The organism is Streptomyces sp. CB01635, assembly GCF_002803065.1.
Lineage (GTDB): Bacteria > Actinomycetota > Actinomycetes > Streptomycetales > Streptomycetaceae > Streptomyces.
This window is the reverse complement of record NZ_NNBL01000011.1, coordinates 36,308-55,121: the sequence shown is the minus strand read 5'-3', so window position 1 is coordinate 55,121 and position 18,814 is coordinate 36,308. Positions and strand designations below refer to the sequence as shown.

Here is an 18,814-nt window from a genome sequence, read left to right as displayed (position 1 = left end):
GGACATCGGGGCACACGCCCCCGTAAGGGTTAGGAGGATATCGGGGCGCTGACGGTTCCGGCCAAGACAAGGCAAAGCCCCTGGGCCTGCCCGCGGCCCCTACGCGTCCCGCTTCTTGAGGAGCACATATCCGAAGATCAGGGCCAGGACCACCCAGATCACCATGATGCCGAGGCCGCCCCACGGCCCGTACGGGGTGTCGTCGTCGATCGGCGTCACCACCTGCATGATCTTGCTGCCGGCCTGGTCGGGCAGGTACCGGCCGATCTTCTTCGTCGCCGAGACGTTGCCCAGGATGTTGGAGATCAGGAAGAAGAACGGCATCAGGATGCCGAGCGACAGCATCGGGCTGCGCAGCATCGACGCGACACCCATCGAGAACATGGCGATGAGGGTCATGTAGAGGCCGCCGCCGATGACCGCGCGCAGGACGCCCGGGTCGCCGATCTGCGCCCGGTACTCGCCGAGGACGGCCTGCCCGAGGAAGAACGCGATGAAGCTGGTGGCGAGGCCCACGACGAACGCCAGGACGGTGGCCACGGCGACCTTGCTGAACAGGAACGTGCCGCGCTGGGGGACCGCGGCGAGCGAGGTGCGGATCATCCCGGTGCTGTACTCGTTCGAGACGACGAGGACGCCGAAGACGATCATCGCGAGCTGTCCGAGACTCATCCCGGCGAAGCTGATGAACGTGGGGTCGAAGGACAGACGCTCCTTCAGGCCCATGTTCTTGAACTCGTTCTTCGACAGGATCGAGATCAGCACGCCGAGCGCGATCGTCAGGACGGCCGCGAGGCCGAGCGTCCACACCGTCGAAGCGACGGACCTGATCTTGGTCCACTCGGACCGGAGAACCTGAGTCGTGGCCATCGGTCAGGCTCCCTTGTTCTTCGTACGGTCCCAGCCCTCGCCCCAGCCCTGCTGCTGTGTCGGTGGTGGCAGCTGGGCGGGCGGCGGCACCCCGAGCTCGTCCGTGTGCGCGTGGTACTCCACCGACTCCGCGGTGAGCTGCATGAAGGCCTCCTCGAGCGAGGCCTGCTGAGGGCTCAGCTCATGCAGGGCGAGATGGTGGGCGGCCGCGAGGTCACCGAGCTGCTCGGGGCTGACGCCGTCCACCTCGAGCGTGCCGTTGCCCGCCTCCACGACGGTGATCCCGGCCTCGTGCAGCACATCGAGGAGCCGCTCCTGCTGCGGCGAGCGCAGCCGCACGTACGAGCGGGAGTTCTGCTGGATGAAGTCGGACATCGAGGTGTCGGCGAGGAGATGGCCCTGGCCGATGACGACGAGGTGATCCGCGGTCAGCGCCATCTCGCTCATCAGGTGCGAGGAGACGAAGACCGTACGGCCCTGGCCGGCGAGCGACTTCATCAGATTGCGGATCCAGTGGATGCCCTCGGGGTCGAGCCCGTTGACGGGCTCGTCGAACATCAGGATCCGCGGGTCGCCGAGGAGCGCGCCCGCGATGCCGAGGCGCTGGCCCATACCCAGCGAGAAGCCCTTCGCCTTCTTCCTGGCGACGGGCGTCAGACCCACCGTGTCGAGGACCTCGACGACGCGGGTGCGCGGGATGCCGTTGCTCTGCGCCAGGCACAGCAGGTGGTTGTAGGCGCTGCGGCCGCCGTGCATGGCCTTGGCGTCGAGGAGCGCGCCGATGTACCGCAGCGGGTCCTTCAACTGCGCGTAGTGCTTCCCGTCGATGCGTACGTCGCCTGCTGAGGGGTTGTCGAGACCGAGCATCATCCGCATCGTCGTGGACTTGCCGGCACCGTTGGGGCCGAGGAAGCCCGTGACGATGCCCGGTCTGACGGTGAACGTGAGGTTGTTGACGGCCAGCTTCTCGCCGTAATGCTTGGTCAGCCCCTCGAGCTCGATCATGCGGCAACGCTAGAACGGGACAAAGCCCCCTGCCACTGGAGCGGCAAGGGGCTTCGGTGTCCGACTTCGGTTGTTCAGCGGGTCTGCTGGGCGGGAACCCCACGCGAGATCGGCTCGTCCTCCGCGGGCGCGCCCGCGGCGGCGACGGCCGCACCGGTGAGCGTCGCCAGCATCTCGCGCACGTTGGTGAGCTGCGCGTTGATGGAGTCGCGGCGGTTCGTCAGCGCGGCGAGCTCGCGCTCCGATTCCGAGCGGATCCGGTCGGCCTTGGCGTTGGCGTCGGCCACGATGTCCTCGGCCTGGCGCTGCGCGGTCTCCACCGTCTGGCGGGCGCGGCGCTCGGCGTCGGTGCGCAGCTTCTCGGCCTCCAGGCGGAGCTGCTCCGCGCGGTGCTCGATCTCCGCGAGACGCTTCTCGGCCTTCGCCTGACGCGAGGCCAGGTCGCGCTCGGACTGCTCGCGGCGCTTCGCCAGGTTCGTCTCGAAGTCCGCGGCGGCCTGGGCGGCCTTGGCGCGGGTCTCCTCGAAGAGGGCGTCCGCCTCCTCACGCTTCGACTGAGCGTCCTTCTGGGCCTCGGCGCGCAGCGTGCCCGCTTCGCTCTTGGCCTTCTCGACAATCCGGACGCCTTCGTCCTCGGCCTTGGACTTGCGCTCCGCAGCGAACGATTCTGCGTCGTTGCGCACCTGCTGGGCCGCCGACTCGGCGAGCTCGCGGTGCTGCTCGGCGGCGCGCCGGGCCTCCTCGCGCAGGTCCTTCGCCTCCTCCTCGGCGAGGCGGAGGATCTTCTCGACGCGCGCGCCGAGGCCGGCGTACGACGGCTCGGCGTCGTTCACCTGCGCCTGGGCGTTCTGCGTCTCGAGGTGGAGCTCCTCGATGCGCTTTTCCAGAGCAGTGATACGAGCGAGAGCGCTGTCACGGTCGGAGACGAGCTTGGAAATGCGTTCGTCCACCTGAGCGCGGTCGTACCCACGCCGCACAAGCTCGAAGCCGTAGGGGGAAGTGTCGCTCATGGGGTTCCTGTCGAATGAGACCGGTGAGGTGATAGGGGGAATCCTAGGGGTCAAAGCGGCGTGTCATCGAGCAGATGCCCGTTTGATCTGGAGAATGACACCCCTTTTGAGTGGCTAACCGCAGGATGGCTTGCCAGCGGCAGCGTCGAAGGTCCTTACCAAGCACGCCCGTTGCCGTCCTGGCTACCCTTCCGACCCCTTGCCACCCGATCGGGTAGCGCCCGCTGCGGCTCCCGCCTTGACGGCGCCCTCCTTGGTCCCGCCGCCGGCGGACGGGGCCTCGAAGGACTCCAACGCCTCCAGAACGTCCTGGACGCGGGAGATCTCGGCGTTGATGTCCTCGCGGCGGCGGACCAGGACCTCCAGCTCGCGCTTGCCCTCGTCGACCGTGCGCTCCGCCTCCGCCTGCGCCTCGGACAGGACGCGCTCGGCCTCGCGGGTCAGCTCGGTCTTCTTCGCCCCGGCCTCCTTGAGCAGACCCTCGGCCTTCTTCACGGCGGCGATCCGGACCTTGCTCGCCTCCGAACCCGCCTCCGCGACCATCTCCTTGGCCTTCGCCTGCGCCTCGGCGAGCTGCTCCTCGGCGGCCTTCACCAGCGCGTCGCACCGCTCGCCGGCCGTCTTCATGGCCTCGGCGGACTCGCGCCGCGCCCGGTCGTGCAGTTCGTCGATCTCGCCGGTGATGCGCTCGCGCAGCTCCTCGGCGCGCTCCCTGATCGCCGTCGCGTCGCGGCGCGCGCCGACGAGCAACTCGTCCGCGTCCGTACGGGACTTCTCCACCAGGGAGTTGCCCTCGACGGTCGCCTCGGAGACCAGGCGGTCGGCCTCCTTGCGCGCCGCGCCGACCATCATGTCGGCCTGCGACTCGGCGTCCGTGGTCGCCTTCAGCGCGGACTGCTGCGCCTCGGACGTCAGCTTCTCGGCCTCCGCGCTCGCCTCCGTGATGAGCTTGTCGACCTGCTCAGCGGCCTCCGAGCGGCGCTTGTTGGCGTCCTTGCGGGTCTCGTCGAGGGCCGCGGAGGTGAGCCGCTCGGCCTCCTCCGCCGCCTCCGCCTTGACGCGCTCCGACTCGCTGCGGATCCGCTCGGCGTGCTGCTGGGCGGACCCGACGGTCTCGGCCGCCTCGGCGCGCAGCCGCTCGGCGTCCCCGGCCGCGTCCGCGATGAGCTGCTCGGCCTTGGCGACCGACTCGGCGCGCACCCGCTCGGCCTCGGCGCGGGTCTCGTTCGTGAGCTGCTCGGCCGCCGCGGTGGACTCCGCGTGCAGCCTGGCGGCCTCGGTCGTGGCGCCGCCGACGAGCTGCTCGGCGCGCGCGACGGACTCCGAACGGACGCGCTCCGCCTCGGTGTTGGTCTCGTTCGTGAGGCGCTCGGCCGCGGCCGTCGACTCGGCGCGGACGCGCTCCGCCTCGGTGTTCGTCTCCTGGGTGAGGCGCTCGGCCTCGCTCGTGGCCTCCGTGATGAGGGTGTCCGCCTGCGTCGCGGCGTCCGAGCGGATCCGGTTGGCGTCCTCGCGGGCATCGGCCCGGGTGCGCGAGGCGTCCTGCTCGGCCGACGTGAGCCGCTCGGAGACCTCCGTACGGACCTGCTGGGCGTGCTCCGACGCCTCGGACCGCATCCGCTCCGACTCGGCGATCGCCTCCGAAACCGTGCGCTCCGCAAGGGACTTGGCGGCCTCCGACTCGGCGGCGGCCTCGCCGCGCACGCGGTTGGCGTCGTCGGTGGCGCGCTCGCGCTCCGCGTACGCGTCGGCGCGGACCCGGTCGGCCTCTTCCTGCGCCTCGCGCTTGGTGCGCTCGGACGCGTGCTCCGCGGCGCTGCGCAGGCCCGCGATCTCCTCCTGCGCCTGCTCCTGGAGCCCGGACACGGAGTCGCGCACCTGCTGCGCGGTCTGCTCGGCGGCGCCGACCATCTCGGTGGAGCGCCGGTCGGCCTCCTCCACGAGGCGTACGGCCTCTGCCTGCGCCTCCTCGACACGGGCGCGGGCGACCGCGAGGAGTTCCTCGCTCTGCTCGCGGGCCCGCTCGCGCTCCTGGTCGGCCTCCTGGCGGGCGGAACCGAGGGTCTCCTCGGCCTCGCGGCGCCGCCTGGCGGCCTCCTCCTGGGCGGCGGTGAGCGCCTCGGCGGCCTCCGTGGCGACCCGCTCGGCCGCGGCCGCGGCCTCCGCGCGCACCCGGTCCGCGCTCTCCTGAGCCTCCGACTTGAGCCGCTCGGCCTCGGCCGCGGCCTCGGACCGCAGCCGTACGGCGACGTTCTCCGCCTCCGCGCGGGTCCCGGACGCGTCCGCCGCGGCCTCCGTGCGCAGCCGGTCGGCCTCCGTCTCGGCCTGCGCCTGGAGCGTACGGATCCGCTCGGCGGCCTCGGCGCGCAGCCGCTCCGTCTCGTCCGCCGTCTCGCGGCGGATGCGCTCCGACTCGGCCCGCGCGTCGGTGAGCGCGGTCTCGGACGCCGTCAGGCGCTGCTCGGCCTCGGTGTGCAGCCGGGTCAGCTCGTCGGCGGCCTCCGACTGCCGGGCCGCGACGGCGCGCTCGGTGTCCTCGCGCAGCTCCTGGGCGGCCCGCTCGGCCTCCGTCTTGGTGGCCTCGGCCTGCTCGGCGGCCTCCTCGCGGTGCCGCTCGGCCTCGGCGCGGGTGCGCTCCAGGGTCTCCTCGGCCTGCTTGCGCAGGTTCGTGGCGCGCTCGATGGCCTCGGTGCGGACCCGCTCACTCTCGGTCTGCGCACCGGCCCGCAGCTCGTCCGCGTCCGCCTTCGCCTTGGCGAGCAGCTCCTCGGCGGTCCTGGCCGCCTCCTCGATCTGCTGGACGGCCTCGCGCCGCGCCTCGCTGCGGATGCGCTCGCCCTCGTCGACCGCCTCGGCCCGCAGCTGCTCGGCCTCGCCGCGCAGCCGTCGCGCCTCCTCCTGGAGCTCGACGGTCTTGGCGCGGTAGTCCTTGGTGTCGTCCTTCGCGGCGCCCTTGAGCTGCTCCGCGATGTCGTGCGCCTCGCCACGCAGGCGGTCCGCCTCGGCCTCGGCCTCGCTGCGCAGCCGCTCGGCCTCCTCGGAGGCGGCCTTCGTGGTGGCCTTGGCGTCCTCGGACGCCTTGTTGAGCACCTCTTCGGCCGTACGGGCGGCCTTGGCGAGCTGGGAGGCGGTCTCCTCGGCCGTGACGTTGCGTGCCTTCTCGCCGGCCTCGGCGAGGATCTTCTCGGCCTGCTCCTTGGCGTCGGTGACGACCTGCTCGGCCTCCGACTTGGTGGACTCGGCCTCCTTGGTGGCCTCCGAGACGAGCCGGGCGACCTGTTCCTTGGCAGTGCGCGTGCGCTGCTCGTTCGCCGACTCGGCGTTCGCGAGCTGCTTGGCCGCGGCGTCCTTCGCCTCGGTGAGGACCTTCTCCGCCGACGCCCGCGCCTCGCGCAGCGCCGTGTCGGCCTCGGACAGGCGCTGCTCGGCGGCGCGGCTCAGCTCGGCGGACTGGCGGCGGGCCGTGTCCGACTCGGTGGCCGTGGACGAGCGCAGCTGCTCGGCGTGGTCGGTGGCTTCCTGCGCCTGAGTCGACGCGGCGTTCAGGAGGCGCTCGGCGTCGGTACGGGCGCGGCGCAGCAGTGCCTCGGCCTCGGCGCGGGCCGTCTCGGCGTCCGACGTCAGGCGCTGGCGGGCCTCGGTGGCGACCCGCTCGGCCTCGGCGCGGGCGGCGGCGAGCGCCTGGTCGGCCTCGGCGCGGGACTCGTCGACGAGCCGGCGGGCCTGCTGCTCGCTGCGGGCGCGCAGCTGCTCGGCCCACGCCACGTTCTCGTTGACGTGTGCCTCGACGGTCTGTCGGCGCTCGGCCAGCTCCTGGTCGAGCTGCTGGCGGCGCGAGACGGCCTCGGCATGCAGCTCGGACTGGAGCCGGGACTGCTGCTCGGCGTGCTCCTGGAGGATGCGCTGCGTCTGGGCGCGGGCGTCGCGCAGCTCGCGCTCGGCGTCGGCGCGCAGCTGGTCGGCCTGGATCTGCGCGTTACGCAGCAGCTGCTCGGCCTGGTACCCGATGTCCCCGCCGTCGTAGGCAGGACGGGACGCGAGGTTGCGGCGCGCCTCGTGCAGCTTGGCGCGCAACACCTCGACCTGGTAGCCCAGGTCCTCGGCGTGCTGGACCGCCTTCTCCCGTTCGGTCTTCAGCCGGTCCATCTCGGCCTCGAACCGCGAGAGATGGTCGGTCTCAGCCGGCCGCCGGCTGTCCTGGCTCTCGTAGCCCCGCACTGCGCGGTCCCATCCGTCCCCTGGTCGCAAGTCTCTCCAAACGAGCACCGTCCATCCGCCGAACGGGGCCCCCGGGGAATGGTGTCAGATCAACGGCGGAGCATGGGCTGCTGCCCCGTCGCTCGCCCCCCGAAACCCGGACCCCGGCCCGCGGCCGTCCGTGTGACGGACGGCCGCCCCCAACCCTACCGGCCCAGATATACGGAGGTCAGTGCTCAGGTGACTCAACCGGTGCGGAAGTGACGAGTTCGGTCAGTACGCCGTGGCAGTCCTTGGGGTGCAGGAAGGTGATGCGCGACCCCATCGAACCGATGCGCGGCTCGTCGTACAGGACGCGTACGCCCTTGCCCCTGATGTCCGCGGAGTCGGCGTCGACGTCCGCCGTGCCGAAGGCGATGTGGTGGACGCCCTCGCCGTTCTTGGCCAGCCACTTCCCGACCGCGGAGTCCTCCCGGGTGGGCTCGAGGAGCTGCAGGTAGGAGGCCCCGCCGTCGCTCGTCTCATTGATCTTGAGCATGGCCTCGCGCACACCCTGCTCCTCGTTCACCTCGGAGTGGAACACTTCGAAGCCATAGGTAGCGCGGTAGAACTCAACGGTCTTGTCGAGGTCGAAACAGGCGATTCCGATGTGGTCGATTCGCGTCAGCATGCTGTAAGTGCAGCGCGGTCGGAGGTGGTTACGCAACGTGCGCGCGATCACACCGTTCGGCCGGTGACGTGGGAGGTACTGCTCAGTACATTCGAGTAAACCCTCGTTCACTCCTCATCTCCAAGGGGCCGTGCCTCATGTCTGGAACGACCGGTACCACCTCAGTGATCGTCGCGGGCGCCCGTACGCCCATGGGCCGGCTGCTCGGCTCGCTGAAGTCCTTCTCCGGAGCCGACCTCGGAGGGGTCGCCATCAAGGCGGCGCTCGACCGGGCCGGGATCGGCGGAGATCAGGTGCAGTACGTGATCATGGGCCAGGTGCTCCAGGCGGGGGCAGGGCAGATCCCCGCGCGCCAGGCGGCCGTCAAGGCCGGCATCCCCATGAACGTGCCTGCGCTGACCATCAACAAGGTGTGTCTCTCGGGCCTCGACGCCATCGCGCTCGCCGACCAGCTGATCCGCGCCGGCGAGTTCGACATCGTCGTCGCGGGCGGCCAGGAGTCCATGACGAACGCGCCGCACCTGCTCCCCAAGTCCCGTGAGGGCTACAAGTACGGCGCCGTCGAGATGCTCGACGCGATGGCGTACGACGGCCTGACCGACTCCTTCGAGAACATCCCGATGGGTGAGTCGACGGAGAAGCACAACACCCGCCTCGGGATCCTGCGCCCCGAGCAGGACGAGATCGCCGCCCAGTCGCACCAGCGCGCCGCCGCCGCCCAGAAGAACGGCCTCTTCGAGGCGGAGATCACCCCCGTGGAGATCCCGCAGCGCAAGGGCGACCCGGTCCTGTTCAGCAAGGACGAGGGCATCCGCGCCGAGACGACCGCCGAGTCGCTCGGCAAGCTGCGGCCCGCGTTCACCAAGGACGGCACGATCACGGCCGGCACGTCCTCGCAGATCTCCGACGGCGCCGCCGCGGTCGTCGTCATGAGCAAGGCGAAGGCGCAGGAGCTCGGCCTGGAGTGGATCGCCGAGATCGGCGCCCACGGGAACGTGGCGGGGCCCGACAACTCGCTCCAGTCGCAGCCGTCGAACGCCATCCGGCACGCCCTCAAGAAGGAGGGCCTGGGCGTCGAGGACGTCGACCTCATCGAGATCAACGAGGCCTTCGCGGCCGTCGCGGTGCAGTCAATGAAGGACCTCGGCGTGTCCTCGGAAAAGGTGAACGTCAACGGCGGGGCGATTGCGCTGGGTCACCCGATCGGGATGTCCGGCGCCCGTGTCGTCCTGCACCTCGCGCTCGAGCTGAAGCGGCGCGGCGGCGGCATCGGCGCGGCCGCGCTGTGCGGCGGCGGCGGCCAGGGCGACGCACTGATCGTGCGGGTACCCAAGGCGTAACCCTTCCGCCGGTACGGATGCCGGTGCGGGTATCTGTACGTGTGCCGGGACGTACGTCGGTACGGATGTCGGACGAAACCGAGTGAACGGAGCTGTGATGCAGGACGTCTCCACCCTGGTGGCCCAGGCCAGGGAAGGCCGGCCCAGGGCCGTGGCCCGGCTGATCTCCCTGGTGGAGGGGGCGTCCCCGCAGCTGCGTGAGGTGATGGCGGCGCTGGCCCCGCTCGCGGGGCACGCGTACGTCGTCGGGCTCACCGGGTCGCCGGGCGTCGGCAAGTCCACGTCCACGTCCGCCCTGGTCAGTGCGTACCGGCGGGCAGGGAAGCGGGTCGGTGTGCTCGCCGTCGACCCGTCGTCGCCGTTCAGCGGCGGCGCCCTGCTCGGTGACCGCGTCCGCATGTCGGAGCACGCGTCCGACCCCGGCGTGTACATCCGTTCCATGGCCACGCGCGGGCACCTGGGCGGCCTCGCGTGGGCCGCGCCCCAGGCGATCCGGGTGCTCGACGCGGCCGGTTGCGACGTCGTCCTCGTGGAGACGGTCGGCGTCGGCCAGTCCGAGGTCGAGATCGCCTCGCAGGCCGACACGTCCGTGGTCCTGCTCGCCCCCGGCATGGGCGACGGGATCCAGGCGGCCAAGGCCGGAATCCTGGAGATCGGCGACGTCTACGTCGTCAACAAGGCCGACCGCGACGGCGCGGACGCGACGGCCCGCGAGCTCAACCACATGCTGGGCCTCGGCGAGTCCCGGGGCGCCGGTGACTGGCGCCCGCCCATCGTCAAGACCGTCGCCGCCCGCGGCGAGGGCATCGACGAGGTCGTCGAGGCGCTCGAGAAGCACCGGGCGTGGATGGAGGAGCGCGGTGTCCTCCAGGAACGCCGCCTCGCCCGCGCCTCCCGCGAGGTCGAGACGATCGCCGTCACGGCCCTGCGCGAGCGCATCGCGGACCTTCACGGCGACCGCCGCCTCAGCTCGCTGGCCGAGCGCATCGTGGCGGGTGAGCTCGACCCGTACCGGGCGGCGGACTCCCTGGTGGAGGGCCTGACGGAGGCCTGAGCGGACGGTGGGGGCGGGGCTGCGCCGCGGTGTCATACGTGGCCAACTCCCGCTCCCCGCTGTTACGTTGGACGCATGTTCTCTCTCTGTGCGTAGGGCACGACCCGGCCGCGGCCACCGTCGAACGGTGATGTCGCGGTCCTCGGCGTCCGTGTGCCCTTCGTTCTGAGGAACTCCCACCCATGTCGTACGCAGCCTTGCTGCGGGTTCCCCATGCCCGCCGTACCTTCGGCGCCGCCCTTCTCGGGCGGCTCTCCTACGGGACCGTGTCCCTGTCCCTGATGCTCGCGGTGAAGTCCGCCACCGGCTCGTACGCCGTCGCGGGCACGGCCATGGCGCTCTTCGGCGCCGCGAGCGTCTTCCTCTCACCCCTGAGGGCGCTCCTCATCGACCGGTACGGGCCGCGGCGCGCGCTCCCGCCGATGACGGGGGCGTACGCGGTCCTGCTGGGCGTGCTCGCCGCACTGACCTGGCGGCCGGGGGCCTCCGGCCTGCTGATCGCAGCGGCCGCCCTCGCCGCGGGCGCGTGCACCCCGCCCCTCGGCCCGACCATGCGGACGGTGTGGAGCGAACTCGTCGGCAGGCGCGAGGGGTTGCTGCAGCGCGCGTACAGCCTCGACGGGGTGGCCGAGGAGCTGCTGTTCGTGTCCGGTCCGCTCATCGTGGGCGTGGTCGTGCAGTTCGCCCCCGCGGCGTTCGGCGTCGCCATCAGCGCGGCTCTGGTGGCCGCGGGGACCGCCGCGTTCGTGGCGTCCCCGGCCGTACGGGGCATCGCCGGCCGGGAGGCGGGGCGGCGCGGGCGGTCCGGCGGGATCTCGCGGGCGCGCGGCCTCGCGCAGCCGGTGGTCGTCGCGGTGGGGGTCGGTCTTGCCCTCGGTGCCCTCGACCTGCTCGTCCTCGCCTTCGCCGATGCCCGGCAGCACGCCGACGCCGTGGCCTGGGTGATGGCCGCGCTCTCGGCGGGCAGCGCGGTCGGCGGCCTCGCGAACGGCGCCATCTCCTGGTCCGCTCCCGCCCGCGTCCGGCTGCCGTTCCTGGCCGCGGGGCTGGCCGCCGCGCTGGGGGCGGCGGCGCTCGCGCCGGGCCTGGTGACGCTCGGCGCGGCGGCCGTCGTTGCGGGCCTCTTCGTCGCACCCGCCCTGACGACCGCGTATCTCGTGGCGGACGAGACGGCCGGCCCGGCGTTCCGCACCCAGGCCGGGGCCTGGGTCAACACGGCGGTGAACGCCGGTATCTCGGCCGGCACGGCGGGCGCGGGCCTCCTGGTGGCCCGCCTCCCGCTCGCGGCCTGCTTCGCGGTGGCCGCGGCGGCGCCGGTCGCGGCGGCGGTGTGGGGCGTACGGGGTGTGCGACGCGCCGCCCGTACAACGCCGGAAGCCGCGCCCGGGGACGGTGCCCCGGACGCGGCTCAGGAGACGGGCTCGGCGGCGGGCTGAACCGGCGTGCGCCGAGCCGGGTTTGTCGGCGACGGACCTCAGTCGTCGTCGCCGTGGTGGCCGTGGTCGTCGTCGGAGTCGTGACCCCGGCCGTGGTTGCCGTGGTCGTCACCGGCGTCGTGTGTGGCGGTGTTGTCGTGGCCGTGGTCGTCGCCCGCGTCGTGCGGGGCGCGCGTCGCGTGGTCGTCGTCCCCGTCGTCGTGGGACGAGCGGTCCGGGGTCACCGCGCCGGACCGGAGGTCGACGCGCCAGTCGGCGTCGGTGCCGTTCGCCGCCGTGGTCTCGGCCTCCCAGGCGTGGGCCGTGCCGTCGTCGTCGAGGTCGATCTCGGTGACCGTCCCCTTCACGGCGGCGGCCCTTGCCGCGTCCTGCGCCGTGGTCTTCGCGTCCTTCAGGACGGCGGTGACGCGGGCCGTGTCGTCGTGGCGTGAGGTGTGCGAGCCGGTGACCTTGCCCGAGGCGGGGTCGACGAGGACGTCGTGCCACGTCGTGCCGTTCAGGACCTCGACCTCCCAGACCACCCGGTCGTTCTCGTCGTCCAGCTCGGCGGAGACCGCCGTGCCGGGCACCGACTTGAGGGCGGCGGCGATGGCGTCCGAAGCCGTCACCTTCGCGGTCTTCAGCTCGGTCACGTGCTCCGCGCGGTCGTCGTCGTGCCCGGCCGCCGACCCCGTCGACCCCGTACCCCGCGACGCGGTCGACGTGCCCGCCGCCGTGCTGTCGTCGCCGCCCGAGACCGCGACGGCGGTCGCGGTGCCGCCGCCGATCAGGGCCACGGCGGCGATGGTGGCGATCACGATGTTGCGCTTCATGAGGGATCCTCCCCGAGACGATTCCCGGCCCACCGGACATCCGGTGCGCTTCGACGAGGACCACAGTGGCCGACGGAGGCTGAAGCCCCGCTGAAGGACCCTGAAGACTTCTTCAGGTTCCGTTTGCGACCCTTGCCCCCATGCGCCTGCTCATCGTGGAAGACGAAAAGCGTCTGGCCCTCTCCCTCGCCCGGGGCCTGACCGCCGAGGGGTTCGCCGTCGACGTCGTCCACGACGGCCTCGAAGGGCTTCACCGGGCGGGCGAGGGCGCGTACGACCTGGTCGTTCTCGACATCATGCTGCCGGGCATGAACGGCTACCGAGTCTGCGCCGCCCTGCGCGCCGCAGGCCACGACGTGCCGATCCTCATGCTCACCGCCAAGGACGGCGAGTACGACGAGGCGGAGGGGCTCGACACCGGCGCCGACGACTACCTCACCAAGCCGTTCTCGTACGTCGTGCTCGTCGCGCGCGTGAAGGCGCTCCTGCGGCGGCGCGGCTCCGGCGGCGGCTCGTCCGTCCACACGCTCGGCCCCTTGCGGGTCGACACCGGTGCGCGCCGCGTCCTGCACGGCGAGACCGAAGTGCCGCTCACGACAAAGGAGTTCGCGGTCCTGGAGCAGCTGGTGGTGCGGCCCGGCGAGGTCGTCTCGAAGGCGGAGATCCTGGAGCACGTCTGGGACTTCGCTTACGAGGGCGACCCGAACATCGTCGAGGTGTACGTCAGCACCCTGCGCAAGAAGCTCGGCGCGGGGCTGATCAGGACGGTGCGCGGCGCGGGCTACCGCCTGGAGGCGCCGCGATGAGGCGACGGCTGTTCGGTTCCGTACGGGCCAGAGCCACGCTCGGCGCGACCCTCGTCGTCGCCGTGGCGCTCCTCGCCGCCGGCGCCTCCGTGCTGCTCGCGCTGCGGTCCAACCTCACCGACCAGGCGTCGAGCGAGGCGGAGTCCTCCGCCCGCAAGGTCGCCGTGTCGATCGCGACGGGCACCGCGCCCAACGGCCTCGACCTCCCGGACGGCGACGACACCCCGGTCCAGGTCGTCGACGGCGACGGCCGGCTCCTGGCGGCCAGTGAGGACCTGGAGCGGATCAGCGGGACCGGCTCGCCCGCCGTCAGGCCGGTGACCCCGCCGGTCGACGACGACGGTGGCGATGACGACGACGGCGGCTCCGACCGCCATGGGGGCAAGGGCGGCGAGGACGACTCGTACGCGTACGGGGAGATCGCCGACGACGCCGAGCGGAGCGAGGGATCGGCCACCGTCGACGGGGAGACCCGGGACTACCGGTTCGCCTCCCTGGAGGTGAAGAAGACCCGGCAGGGCGACCTCACCGTGTACGCGGGTGCCTCGCTGTCCGCCGAACAGAGCGCCGTCGGCACCGCGCTGACCGTCATGCTGATCGGCTTCCCGGTGCTGCTCGGTGTCGTCGCCGCGGTCACCTGGCTGGTGACCCGCAGGGCGCTGCGCCCCGTCGAGGGCATCCGGAGGGAGATGTCCGCGATCACGGCGTCGCAGGACCTGGCGCGCCGGGTGCCGGAGCCGGGCACGCACGACGAGGTGGCGCGCCTCGCGCGGACGACGAATGAGACGCTCGCCGCGCTGGAGACGTCCGTGGAGCGCCAGCGCCGGTTCGTCGCCGATGCCTCGCACGAGCTGCGCAGCCCCATCGCGTCGCTGCGCACCCAGCTCGAAGTGGGCGCCGCCCACCCCGAACTGCTCGACGTGGACGGGGCGGTGGCCGACACGGTGCGGCTCCAGGAACTCGCCGCGGGGCTTCTGCTGCTCGCCCGGCTCGACGCGGGGGAGCGGCCGGGGGAGGCGCGGGTCGATCTGGCCGCGCTGGCCGGCGAGGAGCTGTCGCAGCGCCCGCCGGGCCGCGTCGCGGTTCGCACGCGCCTCGAACCCGTCGAAGTCGCGGGCTCGCGCAGCCAGCTGGCGCGGGTGGTCGGGAACCTCCTTGACAACGCGCAGCGTCACGCGCGGTCCCGCGTGGACATCGCCGTACGGGCCGAGGGGCCGTGGGCGGTCGTCGAGGTCGGCGACGACGGCGCGGGCGTGCCGGAGGCGGAGCGGGAGCGCATCTTCGAGAGGTTTGTGCGCCTGGACGACGCGCGGGCCCGGGACGACGGCGGGGCGGGTCTGGGACTCGCCATCGCCAGGGACGTCGCCGTGCGGCACGGCGGCGCCCTGACGGTCCGCTCGTCGCCCGCGGGCGGAGCGCTCTTCGAACTCAGACTGCCGGTGGCGCCGGGGGCCTGAGGCCGGCGAACGGGGAAGGTCGGCGTTCCCCGTTCGCAATGGTCACGGTTTGCCGCGCTGCGAACGCAGGTGTTCGGCGATCGGGGTCAGGGCCTTGTGGAGGGCGTCGAGCTCCTCGGAGGGGATCAGGTCCACGAAGTGCCGCCGCACGGACGCCACATGGTGAGGGGCGACCTTCTTCATGGTCGCCATGCCGTCCTCGGTCAGGACGGTGTAGAGGCCGCGGCGGTCGGACTCGCAGTTCTCGCGGCGGACGAGTCCGGCGTTCTCCATGCGGGTGATCTGGTGGGAGAGCCGGCTCTTGGACTGCAGGGTGGCGGTCGCGAGATCGCTCATGCGCATCCGGTGGTCGTCCGTCTCGGAGAGATGCACGAGGATGTCGTAGTCGTTCATCGTCAGGCCGAACGGCTGGAGGTCCTTCTCGAGCTGGTAAGTCAGCATTCTGTTGACCTCTACGTGCGTGCGCCAGGCGCACTGTTCCTCGTCGGTCAGCCAGCGTGTGGCAGTCTCGGTCTCCATGTATTGATTCTACCTAAGAAGTTGAAATGCGAACGAAAGTGGGGAGTGTGACGCCTCCCACCCCCTCGTGACGCAAAGGGGTCACGCGTTCGACGTCACACTCCGCAGATTACCGCTCACAGTCCGAAGCGACGCTGGAGGTCGCCGAGCTGTCCGGGAAGACGCGGTACCCCCGGCTGCTGTCCGGGTGCCCCATGACCGCCCGGTACGCCCGCCTGCTGCGGCGCCGCGCCCGTCGCCTGTTCGGCCATCAACGTCTCCGTGGACTGCAGCAATACCGTTCCGGCGCCCACGAACTCGAACTGGTGCTCCTCCCCGGAGACGCCTCCGACGCCCGTCATCGCACGTAGACCGCCGATCACGCCCGTCAGATAGGAGTGGTCGTAGTGGTGGCAAGGTGACGGGCAGTCAGCCCAGCCGACCAGCGCCTGTGGATCGACGCGGATGGGCGGCTCCATGAAGACCACCGGGCCGCTCGAGGCCGCCACGAATTTGCCCGTGCCAATGAGTGTCAGAAAGCCGGGAACGATCGACTGCTTCAGCGCGAGAGTTGGCTGAAAAGCGAGCAGGTTGCCCGAGCGGATCGTCAGGTTCCCGTTCTCCAGGTCGTACGAATTCACGTCGAAGGCCCGGTCGGCGAGCAGTATCTTGCCTGAACCCTCCGCCACGACCCAGTCGCTCGCGTGCAGCGGGGAGTGGAAGGACGTCCGCACGAGGCGGTCCAGGCGGCCGTGCCCGATCCCGTTGAAGTCGATGCGCCCGTAGTAGGCGATCATCTTGCCCTTCTGCAGGAACCAGCTGCTGCCCTTGAGCTCCACACAGAACGTGTACGCGTTCACGTTGTCGTCGGCCGGCAGGGTGGCCGGGTCGAAGATCACCGGGGTGCTCACAGCTTCTCCTCCGAGGCCTGGACGTACACCGCGCCGCTGCCGCTGAGCTCCAGCTGGAACGCCTCGCCGGAGCCGCGCCCCACCATGTCGCGCCAGCCGAGGGCCGTGGACAGCTTGTTCCGTACGTCGCCGTGGTGCGCGACGTACGCCTGCGGGTCGACATGGACGGGGCGGCCCGGGGTGATCGGCAGCTCGATGACGCCGCCGTGCGCCATGACGGCGACCGCGCCGTGTCCCTTGAGGGTCGTGGTGAACAGGCCCTGTCCGGTGACCTGGCCGCGCACCATCCCCATGACGCCGCCCTGCGAGCCCATGAACATCGTGCCCTGCTGAAGACTCCCGTCGAAGGCGAGCAGCCGGTCCGCCTCCACATAGAGGGTGTCTCCGGAGAGGGCTATCACCTGGACGTGATGGCCGCCGTGCCCGAAGAGGACGGTGCCGCTGCCGTCCACGGTCATCAGCGGCGTCGCCTCGTTCGCCACGCGGCGCCCGAGCATCGACATCACCCCGCCCTGGCCGCCCTGGATGCTGGGCGTGAAGGTCACGTCCCCCTTGTAGGCGAGCATCGCGCCGCGCTGGCTGTAGATCCGTCGGCCGGGGACGACCGTCGCCTCGACCATCTTCGAGTTGATCTCACGGAAGGGCATCTCACACATCCCCCGCGATCGTGTTGCGCTCACTGGGCTGTACGTAGACCAGGCCGTCGCCCTCGAAGCGGATCTGGAAGGCCTCGCCGCCGCCCTCTCCCATGAACGTGCGGAACGTGACGCCCGACTGGAAGGACTGCCGCACATTCCCCTGATGTGCGACATACGCGCCCGGGTCGACGGTGAGGGGGTGGTCGCGGCTGACGCGGAGCACGACGGCGGGGCCCTCGCTCATGATCGCCGCCTGGCCGTGGCCCTCGACGATCGTCGTGAACAGGCCGTTGCCCTGGGAGGCGCCGCGCACGCCGGTGAAGGACGTGCCGGTGCGCAGGCCCGCGTCCGTGCAGAGCAGATTGCTCGACTCGACGAAGAGCTTGTCGCCCCGCAGGTTCACGACGCTGATCTCGCCGGCCCGGTCCGCGAACCAGCACGTGCCCTGCCCCTTCACCTCCATCACGGTCATCTCCTCGCCGGTCAGGCGGCGGGTCACCATCCCGCGGACGCCCTCGCCGCCGCCCGTCATCTTCTTGAACGCCATCCGGCCGTCGTACGCGACCATCGAGCCGTTCTTCGCCTTGACGCTGTCGCCCGTCATGTCGACGGCGAGCACTCTGCTGCCTTGAAGTCGGAACGTAGCCACGATGTGACGGTAATGGGCGAGATGCCCCCTGGGACAGGGGTCCCGGCCCTGAACGAACCCTGAGCGAACCCCGGGGCATCCCCGATGCCACAATGGGCAGCGCTTGTGCTTGCGTTCACAAGATCGAACGCCCCGCCCCCTCACCGCTTCTGCCGAAGGTGCCCCGTGGACATCAAGACCGCCTCCGCACTCCGCCGACTCCGCCTGGTCTCCGCCCCCGAGGCGGTCTCCTTCCTGCTGCTCCTCGTCTGCTCGGTGCTGAAGCGGACCACGGAGTTCGACGCCGTCCCGGTGATGGGCATGGTGCACGGCGTCCTGTTCATCCTCTACGTGCTCTTCTGGCTCGACGCGTGGAACCGTACGAAGTGGGGCTTCAAGACCGGCGCCCTCTACTTCGTCCTCTCCGTCCTGCCGACCGGCGGCTTCTTCGCCGAGCGCAAGCTGAAGCGTGAGGCGGAGGCCGCGGTCATCGCGTCCCGCGCCCGCCAGGAGAAGGCCGTGAACGCATGATCGTCGCCTTCTCGGTCTCCCCGCTCGGCGTCGGCGAGGACGTCGGCGAGTACGTGGCCGACGCCGTCCGCGTCGTGCGCGAATCCGGGCTCCCGAACCGCACCGACGCCATGTTCACGTCCATCGAGGGCGAGTGGGACGAGGTGATGGACGTAGTGAAGCGCGCCGTCGCCGCCGTCGAGGCGCGGGCCCCGCGCGTATCGCTCGTCCTCAAGGCGGACATCCGCCCCGGTGTGACGGACGGCATGACGTCGAAGGTCGCGACGGTGGAGCGGCACCTCGCGGGGGAGTGACACCCCTGCGAACCGTCTTCCGTGGAAAGCCCCGGCCCGGGCGGGCCGGGGCTTTCGCGTGGGCCGGGACCGAAGGGCGAGACGGGGCTGACCAGCATATGACCGGCCGGTAAGGTCTTGGGCGTGCCGAAGCCGCTCAGCCTTGCCTTCGATCCCATCGCCCGCGCAGACGAACTCTGGAAGCAGCGCTGGGGATCAGTGCCGTCCATGGGCGCGATCACCTCGATCATGCGCGCGCACCAGATCCTCCTGGCCGAGGTCGACGCGGTCGTGAAGCCGTACGGACTGACCTTCGCGCGCTACGAGGCGCTGGTGCTGCTCACCTTCTCCAAGGCCGGCGAGCTGCCGATGTCGAAGATCGGCGAGCGGCTCATGGTGCACCCGACCTCGGTGACGAACACCGTCGACCGCCTCGTGCGGTCCGGGCTCGTCGACAAGCGGCCCAACCCGAACGACGGCCGCGGAACGCTCGCCTCCATCACGGCCAAGGGCCGCGAGGTCTGCGACGCCGCCACCCGCGACCTGATGGCGATGGACTTCGGGCTCGGGGCGTACGACGCCGAGGAGTGCGGCGAGATCTTCGCGATGCTGCGGCCGCTGCGGGTCGCCGCGCACGACTTCGACGAGGGCTGACCCGCGCGAAGATCGCGCAAAACGG

At 71.4% G+C, this 18,814-nt stretch carries 18 protein-coding genes; 8 read left to right on the top strand and 10 right to left on the bottom strand.

The window, feature by feature from the left end; translation table 11 throughout:
- Positions 1–99: 99 nt before the first annotated feature.
- The 5 genes from CG723_RS25615 to mce all read right to left on the bottom strand — a co-directional run bounded on the left by CG723_RS25615 (position 100) and on the right by mce (position 7,752).
- The gene (locus CG723_RS25615; RefSeq protein ID WP_100595835.1) at positions 100–870 is read right to left on the bottom strand and encodes an ABC transporter permease subunit; all 771 of its coding nucleotides are present in this window, start codon (positions 868–870) and stop codon (positions 100–102) included.
- Between the two features lie 3 nt (positions 871–873).
- Complete coding sequence (locus CG723_RS25610; protein ID WP_100595834.1) at positions 874–1,875, bottom strand: ABC transporter ATP-binding protein; 1,002 nt, start codon at positions 1,873–1,875, stop codon at positions 874–876.
- A 74-nt stretch (positions 1,876–1,949) separates the two neighbouring features.
- A complete protein-coding gene (locus CG723_RS25605) occupies positions 1,950–2,885 on the bottom strand; it encodes a cellulose-binding protein (protein ID WP_100595833.1) in 936 nt (311 codons plus the stop codon).
- A gap of 183 nt (positions 2,886–3,068) precedes the next feature.
- Positions 3,069–7,103: a polarized growth protein Scy gene (gene scy / locus CG723_RS25600; RefSeq protein ID WP_100595832.1), complete on the bottom strand. Its 4,035-nt coding sequence runs from the start codon at positions 7,101–7,103 to the stop codon at positions 3,069–3,071.
- Between the two features lie 208 nt (positions 7,104–7,311).
- Positions 7,312–7,752 (bottom strand): methylmalonyl-CoA epimerase, encoded by a 441-nt coding sequence (gene mce, locus CG723_RS25595; protein ID WP_100595983.1) that lies wholly within the window; start codon positions 7,750–7,752, stop codon positions 7,312–7,314.
- A gap of 137 nt (positions 7,753–7,889) precedes the next feature.
- On the opposite strand from mce, the gene CG723_RS25590 reads away from it, so the two are divergent.
- The 3 genes from CG723_RS25590 (at position 7,890) to CG723_RS25580 (ending at position 11,582) form a co-directional block, all read left to right on the top strand.
- On the top strand, positions 7,890–9,092 hold the full coding sequence (locus CG723_RS25590; RefSeq protein ID WP_100595831.1) for an acetyl-CoA C-acetyltransferase: 1,203 nt from the start codon (positions 7,890–7,892) through the stop codon (positions 9,090–9,092).
- Between the two features lie 97 nt (positions 9,093–9,189).
- Positions 9,190–10,146, top strand: coding sequence for a methylmalonyl Co-A mutase-associated GTPase MeaB (gene meaB / locus CG723_RS25585; protein ID WP_100595830.1), 957 nt, complete (start codon positions 9,190–9,192; stop codon positions 10,144–10,146).
- A gap of 182 nt (positions 10,147–10,328) precedes the next feature.
- On the top strand, positions 10,329–11,582 hold the full coding sequence (locus tag CG723_RS25580; protein ID WP_100595829.1) for an MFS transporter: 1,254 nt from the start codon (positions 10,329–10,331) through the stop codon (positions 11,580–11,582).
- 38 nt (positions 11,583–11,620) lie between these two features.
- On the opposite strand, the gene CG723_RS25575 is transcribed toward CG723_RS25580, so the two are convergent.
- A complete protein-coding gene (locus tag CG723_RS25575; RefSeq protein WP_100595828.1) occupies positions 11,621–12,394 on the bottom strand; it encodes a PepSY domain-containing protein in 774 nt (257 codons plus the stop codon).
- Between the two features lie 140 nt (positions 12,395–12,534).
- Between CG723_RS25575 and CG723_RS25570 the strand changes: the two genes are divergently transcribed.
- Positions 12,535–13,200 (top strand): response regulator transcription factor, encoded by a 666-nt coding sequence (locus CG723_RS25570; RefSeq protein ID WP_100595827.1) that lies wholly within the window; start codon positions 12,535–12,537, stop codon positions 13,198–13,200.
- Complete coding sequence (locus CG723_RS25565) at positions 13,197–14,657, top strand: sensor histidine kinase (RefSeq protein ID WP_100595826.1); 1,461 nt, start codon at positions 13,197–13,199, stop codon at positions 14,655–14,657. Before CG723_RS25570 ends, CG723_RS25565 begins: the two co-directional genes overlap by 4 nt.
- 42 nt (positions 14,658–14,699) lie before the next feature.
- Here the strand turns inward: CG723_RS25565 and CG723_RS25560 are convergent, their stop codons facing one another.
- The 4 genes from CG723_RS25560 to CG723_RS25545 form a co-directional block, all read right to left on the bottom strand.
- Positions 14,700–15,176, bottom strand: a complete 477-nt coding sequence (locus CG723_RS25560) for a MarR family winged helix-turn-helix transcriptional regulator (RefSeq protein WP_100595825.1) — start codon at positions 15,174–15,176, stop codon at positions 14,700–14,702.
- Between the two features lie 116 nt (positions 15,177–15,292).
- Positions 15,293–16,066 carry an AIM24 family protein gene (locus CG723_RS25555; RefSeq protein ID WP_199841895.1) on the bottom strand — a complete coding sequence of 258 codons (774 nt, stop codon included), beginning with the start codon at positions 16,064–16,066 and terminating at the stop codon, positions 15,293–15,295.
- Positions 16,063–16,713 carry an AIM24 family protein gene (locus tag CG723_RS25550; RefSeq protein WP_100595824.1) on the bottom strand — a complete coding sequence of 217 codons (651 nt, stop codon included), beginning with the start codon at positions 16,711–16,713 and terminating at the stop codon, positions 16,063–16,065. The genes CG723_RS25555 and CG723_RS25550 overlap by 4 nt, the downstream gene beginning before the upstream one ends.
- Position 16,714: 1 nt before the next feature.
- Entirely contained in the window at positions 16,715–17,353 is a 639-nt protein-coding gene (locus tag CG723_RS25545; protein ID WP_100595823.1) for an AIM24 family protein, read from the bottom strand.
- Between the two features lie 165 nt (positions 17,354–17,518).
- On the opposite strand from CG723_RS25545, the gene CG723_RS25540 reads away from it, so the two are divergent.
- The 3 genes from CG723_RS25540 to CG723_RS25530 all read left to right on the top strand — a co-directional run bounded on the left by CG723_RS25540 (position 17,519) and on the right by CG723_RS25530 (position 18,789).
- Positions 17,519–17,863 carry a DUF3817 domain-containing protein gene (locus tag CG723_RS25540; protein WP_100595822.1) on the top strand — a complete coding sequence of 115 codons (345 nt, stop codon included), beginning with the start codon at positions 17,519–17,521 and terminating at the stop codon, positions 17,861–17,863.
- Positions 17,860–18,156, top strand: a complete 297-nt coding sequence (locus tag CG723_RS25535) for an MTH1187 family thiamine-binding protein (RefSeq protein ID WP_100595821.1) — start codon at positions 17,860–17,862, stop codon at positions 18,154–18,156. Before CG723_RS25540 ends, CG723_RS25535 begins: the two co-directional genes overlap by 4 nt.
- A gap of 123 nt (positions 18,157–18,279) precedes the next feature.
- Positions 18,280–18,789 carry a MarR family winged helix-turn-helix transcriptional regulator gene (locus CG723_RS25530; RefSeq protein ID WP_100595820.1) on the top strand — a complete coding sequence of 170 codons (510 nt, stop codon included), beginning with the start codon at positions 18,280–18,282 and terminating at the stop codon, positions 18,787–18,789.
- Positions 18,790–18,814 lie beyond the last annotated feature (25 nt).

What these genes read in the sequence shown, in the direction of transcription:
- mce (WP_100595983.1), bottom strand. Translation starts at nt 7,752, where the DNA reads ATGCTGACGCGAATCGACCACATCGGAATCGCCTGTTTCGACCTCGAC.
- CG723_RS25615 (WP_100595835.1), bottom strand. Translation starts at nt 870, where the DNA reads ATGGCCACGACTCAGGTTCTCCGGTCCGAGTGGACCAAGATCAGGTCC.
- CG723_RS25575 (WP_100595828.1), bottom strand. Translation starts at nt 12,394, where the DNA reads ATGAAGCGCAACATCGTGATCGCCACCATCGCCGCCGTGGCCCTGATC.
- CG723_RS25565 (WP_100595826.1), top strand. Translation starts at nt 13,197, where the DNA reads ATGAGGCGACGGCTGTTCGGTTCCGTACGGGCCAGAGCCACGCTCGGC.
- CG723_RS25570 (WP_100595827.1), top strand. Translation starts at nt 12,535, where the DNA reads ATGCGCCTGCTCATCGTGGAAGACGAAAAGCGTCTGGCCCTCTCCCTC.
- CG723_RS25550 (WP_100595824.1), bottom strand. Translation starts at nt 16,713, where the DNA reads ATGCCCTTCCGTGAGATCAACTCGAAGATGGTCGAGGCGACGGTCGTC.
- CG723_RS25590 (WP_100595831.1), top strand. Translation starts at nt 7,890, where the DNA reads ATGTCTGGAACGACCGGTACCACCTCAGTGATCGTCGCGGGCGCCCGT.
- CG723_RS25560 (WP_100595825.1), bottom strand. Translation starts at nt 15,176, where the DNA reads ATGGAGACCGAGACTGCCACACGCTGGCTGACCGACGAGGAACAGTGC.
- meaB (WP_100595830.1), top strand. Translation starts at nt 9,190, where the DNA reads ATGCAGGACGTCTCCACCCTGGTGGCCCAGGCCAGGGAAGGCCGGCCC.
- CG723_RS25610 (WP_100595834.1), bottom strand. Translation starts at nt 1,875, where the DNA reads ATGATCGAGCTCGAGGGGCTGACCAAGCATTACGGCGAGAAGCTGGCC.
- CG723_RS25535 (WP_100595821.1), top strand. Translation starts at nt 17,860, where the DNA reads ATGATCGTCGCCTTCTCGGTCTCCCCGCTCGGCGTCGGCGAGGACGTC.
- CG723_RS25605 (WP_100595833.1), bottom strand. Translation starts at nt 2,885, where the DNA reads ATGAGCGACACTTCCCCCTACGGCTTCGAGCTTGTGCGGCGTGGGTAC.
- CG723_RS25580 (WP_100595829.1), top strand. Translation starts at nt 10,329, where the DNA reads ATGTCGTACGCAGCCTTGCTGCGGGTTCCCCATGCCCGCCGTACCTTC.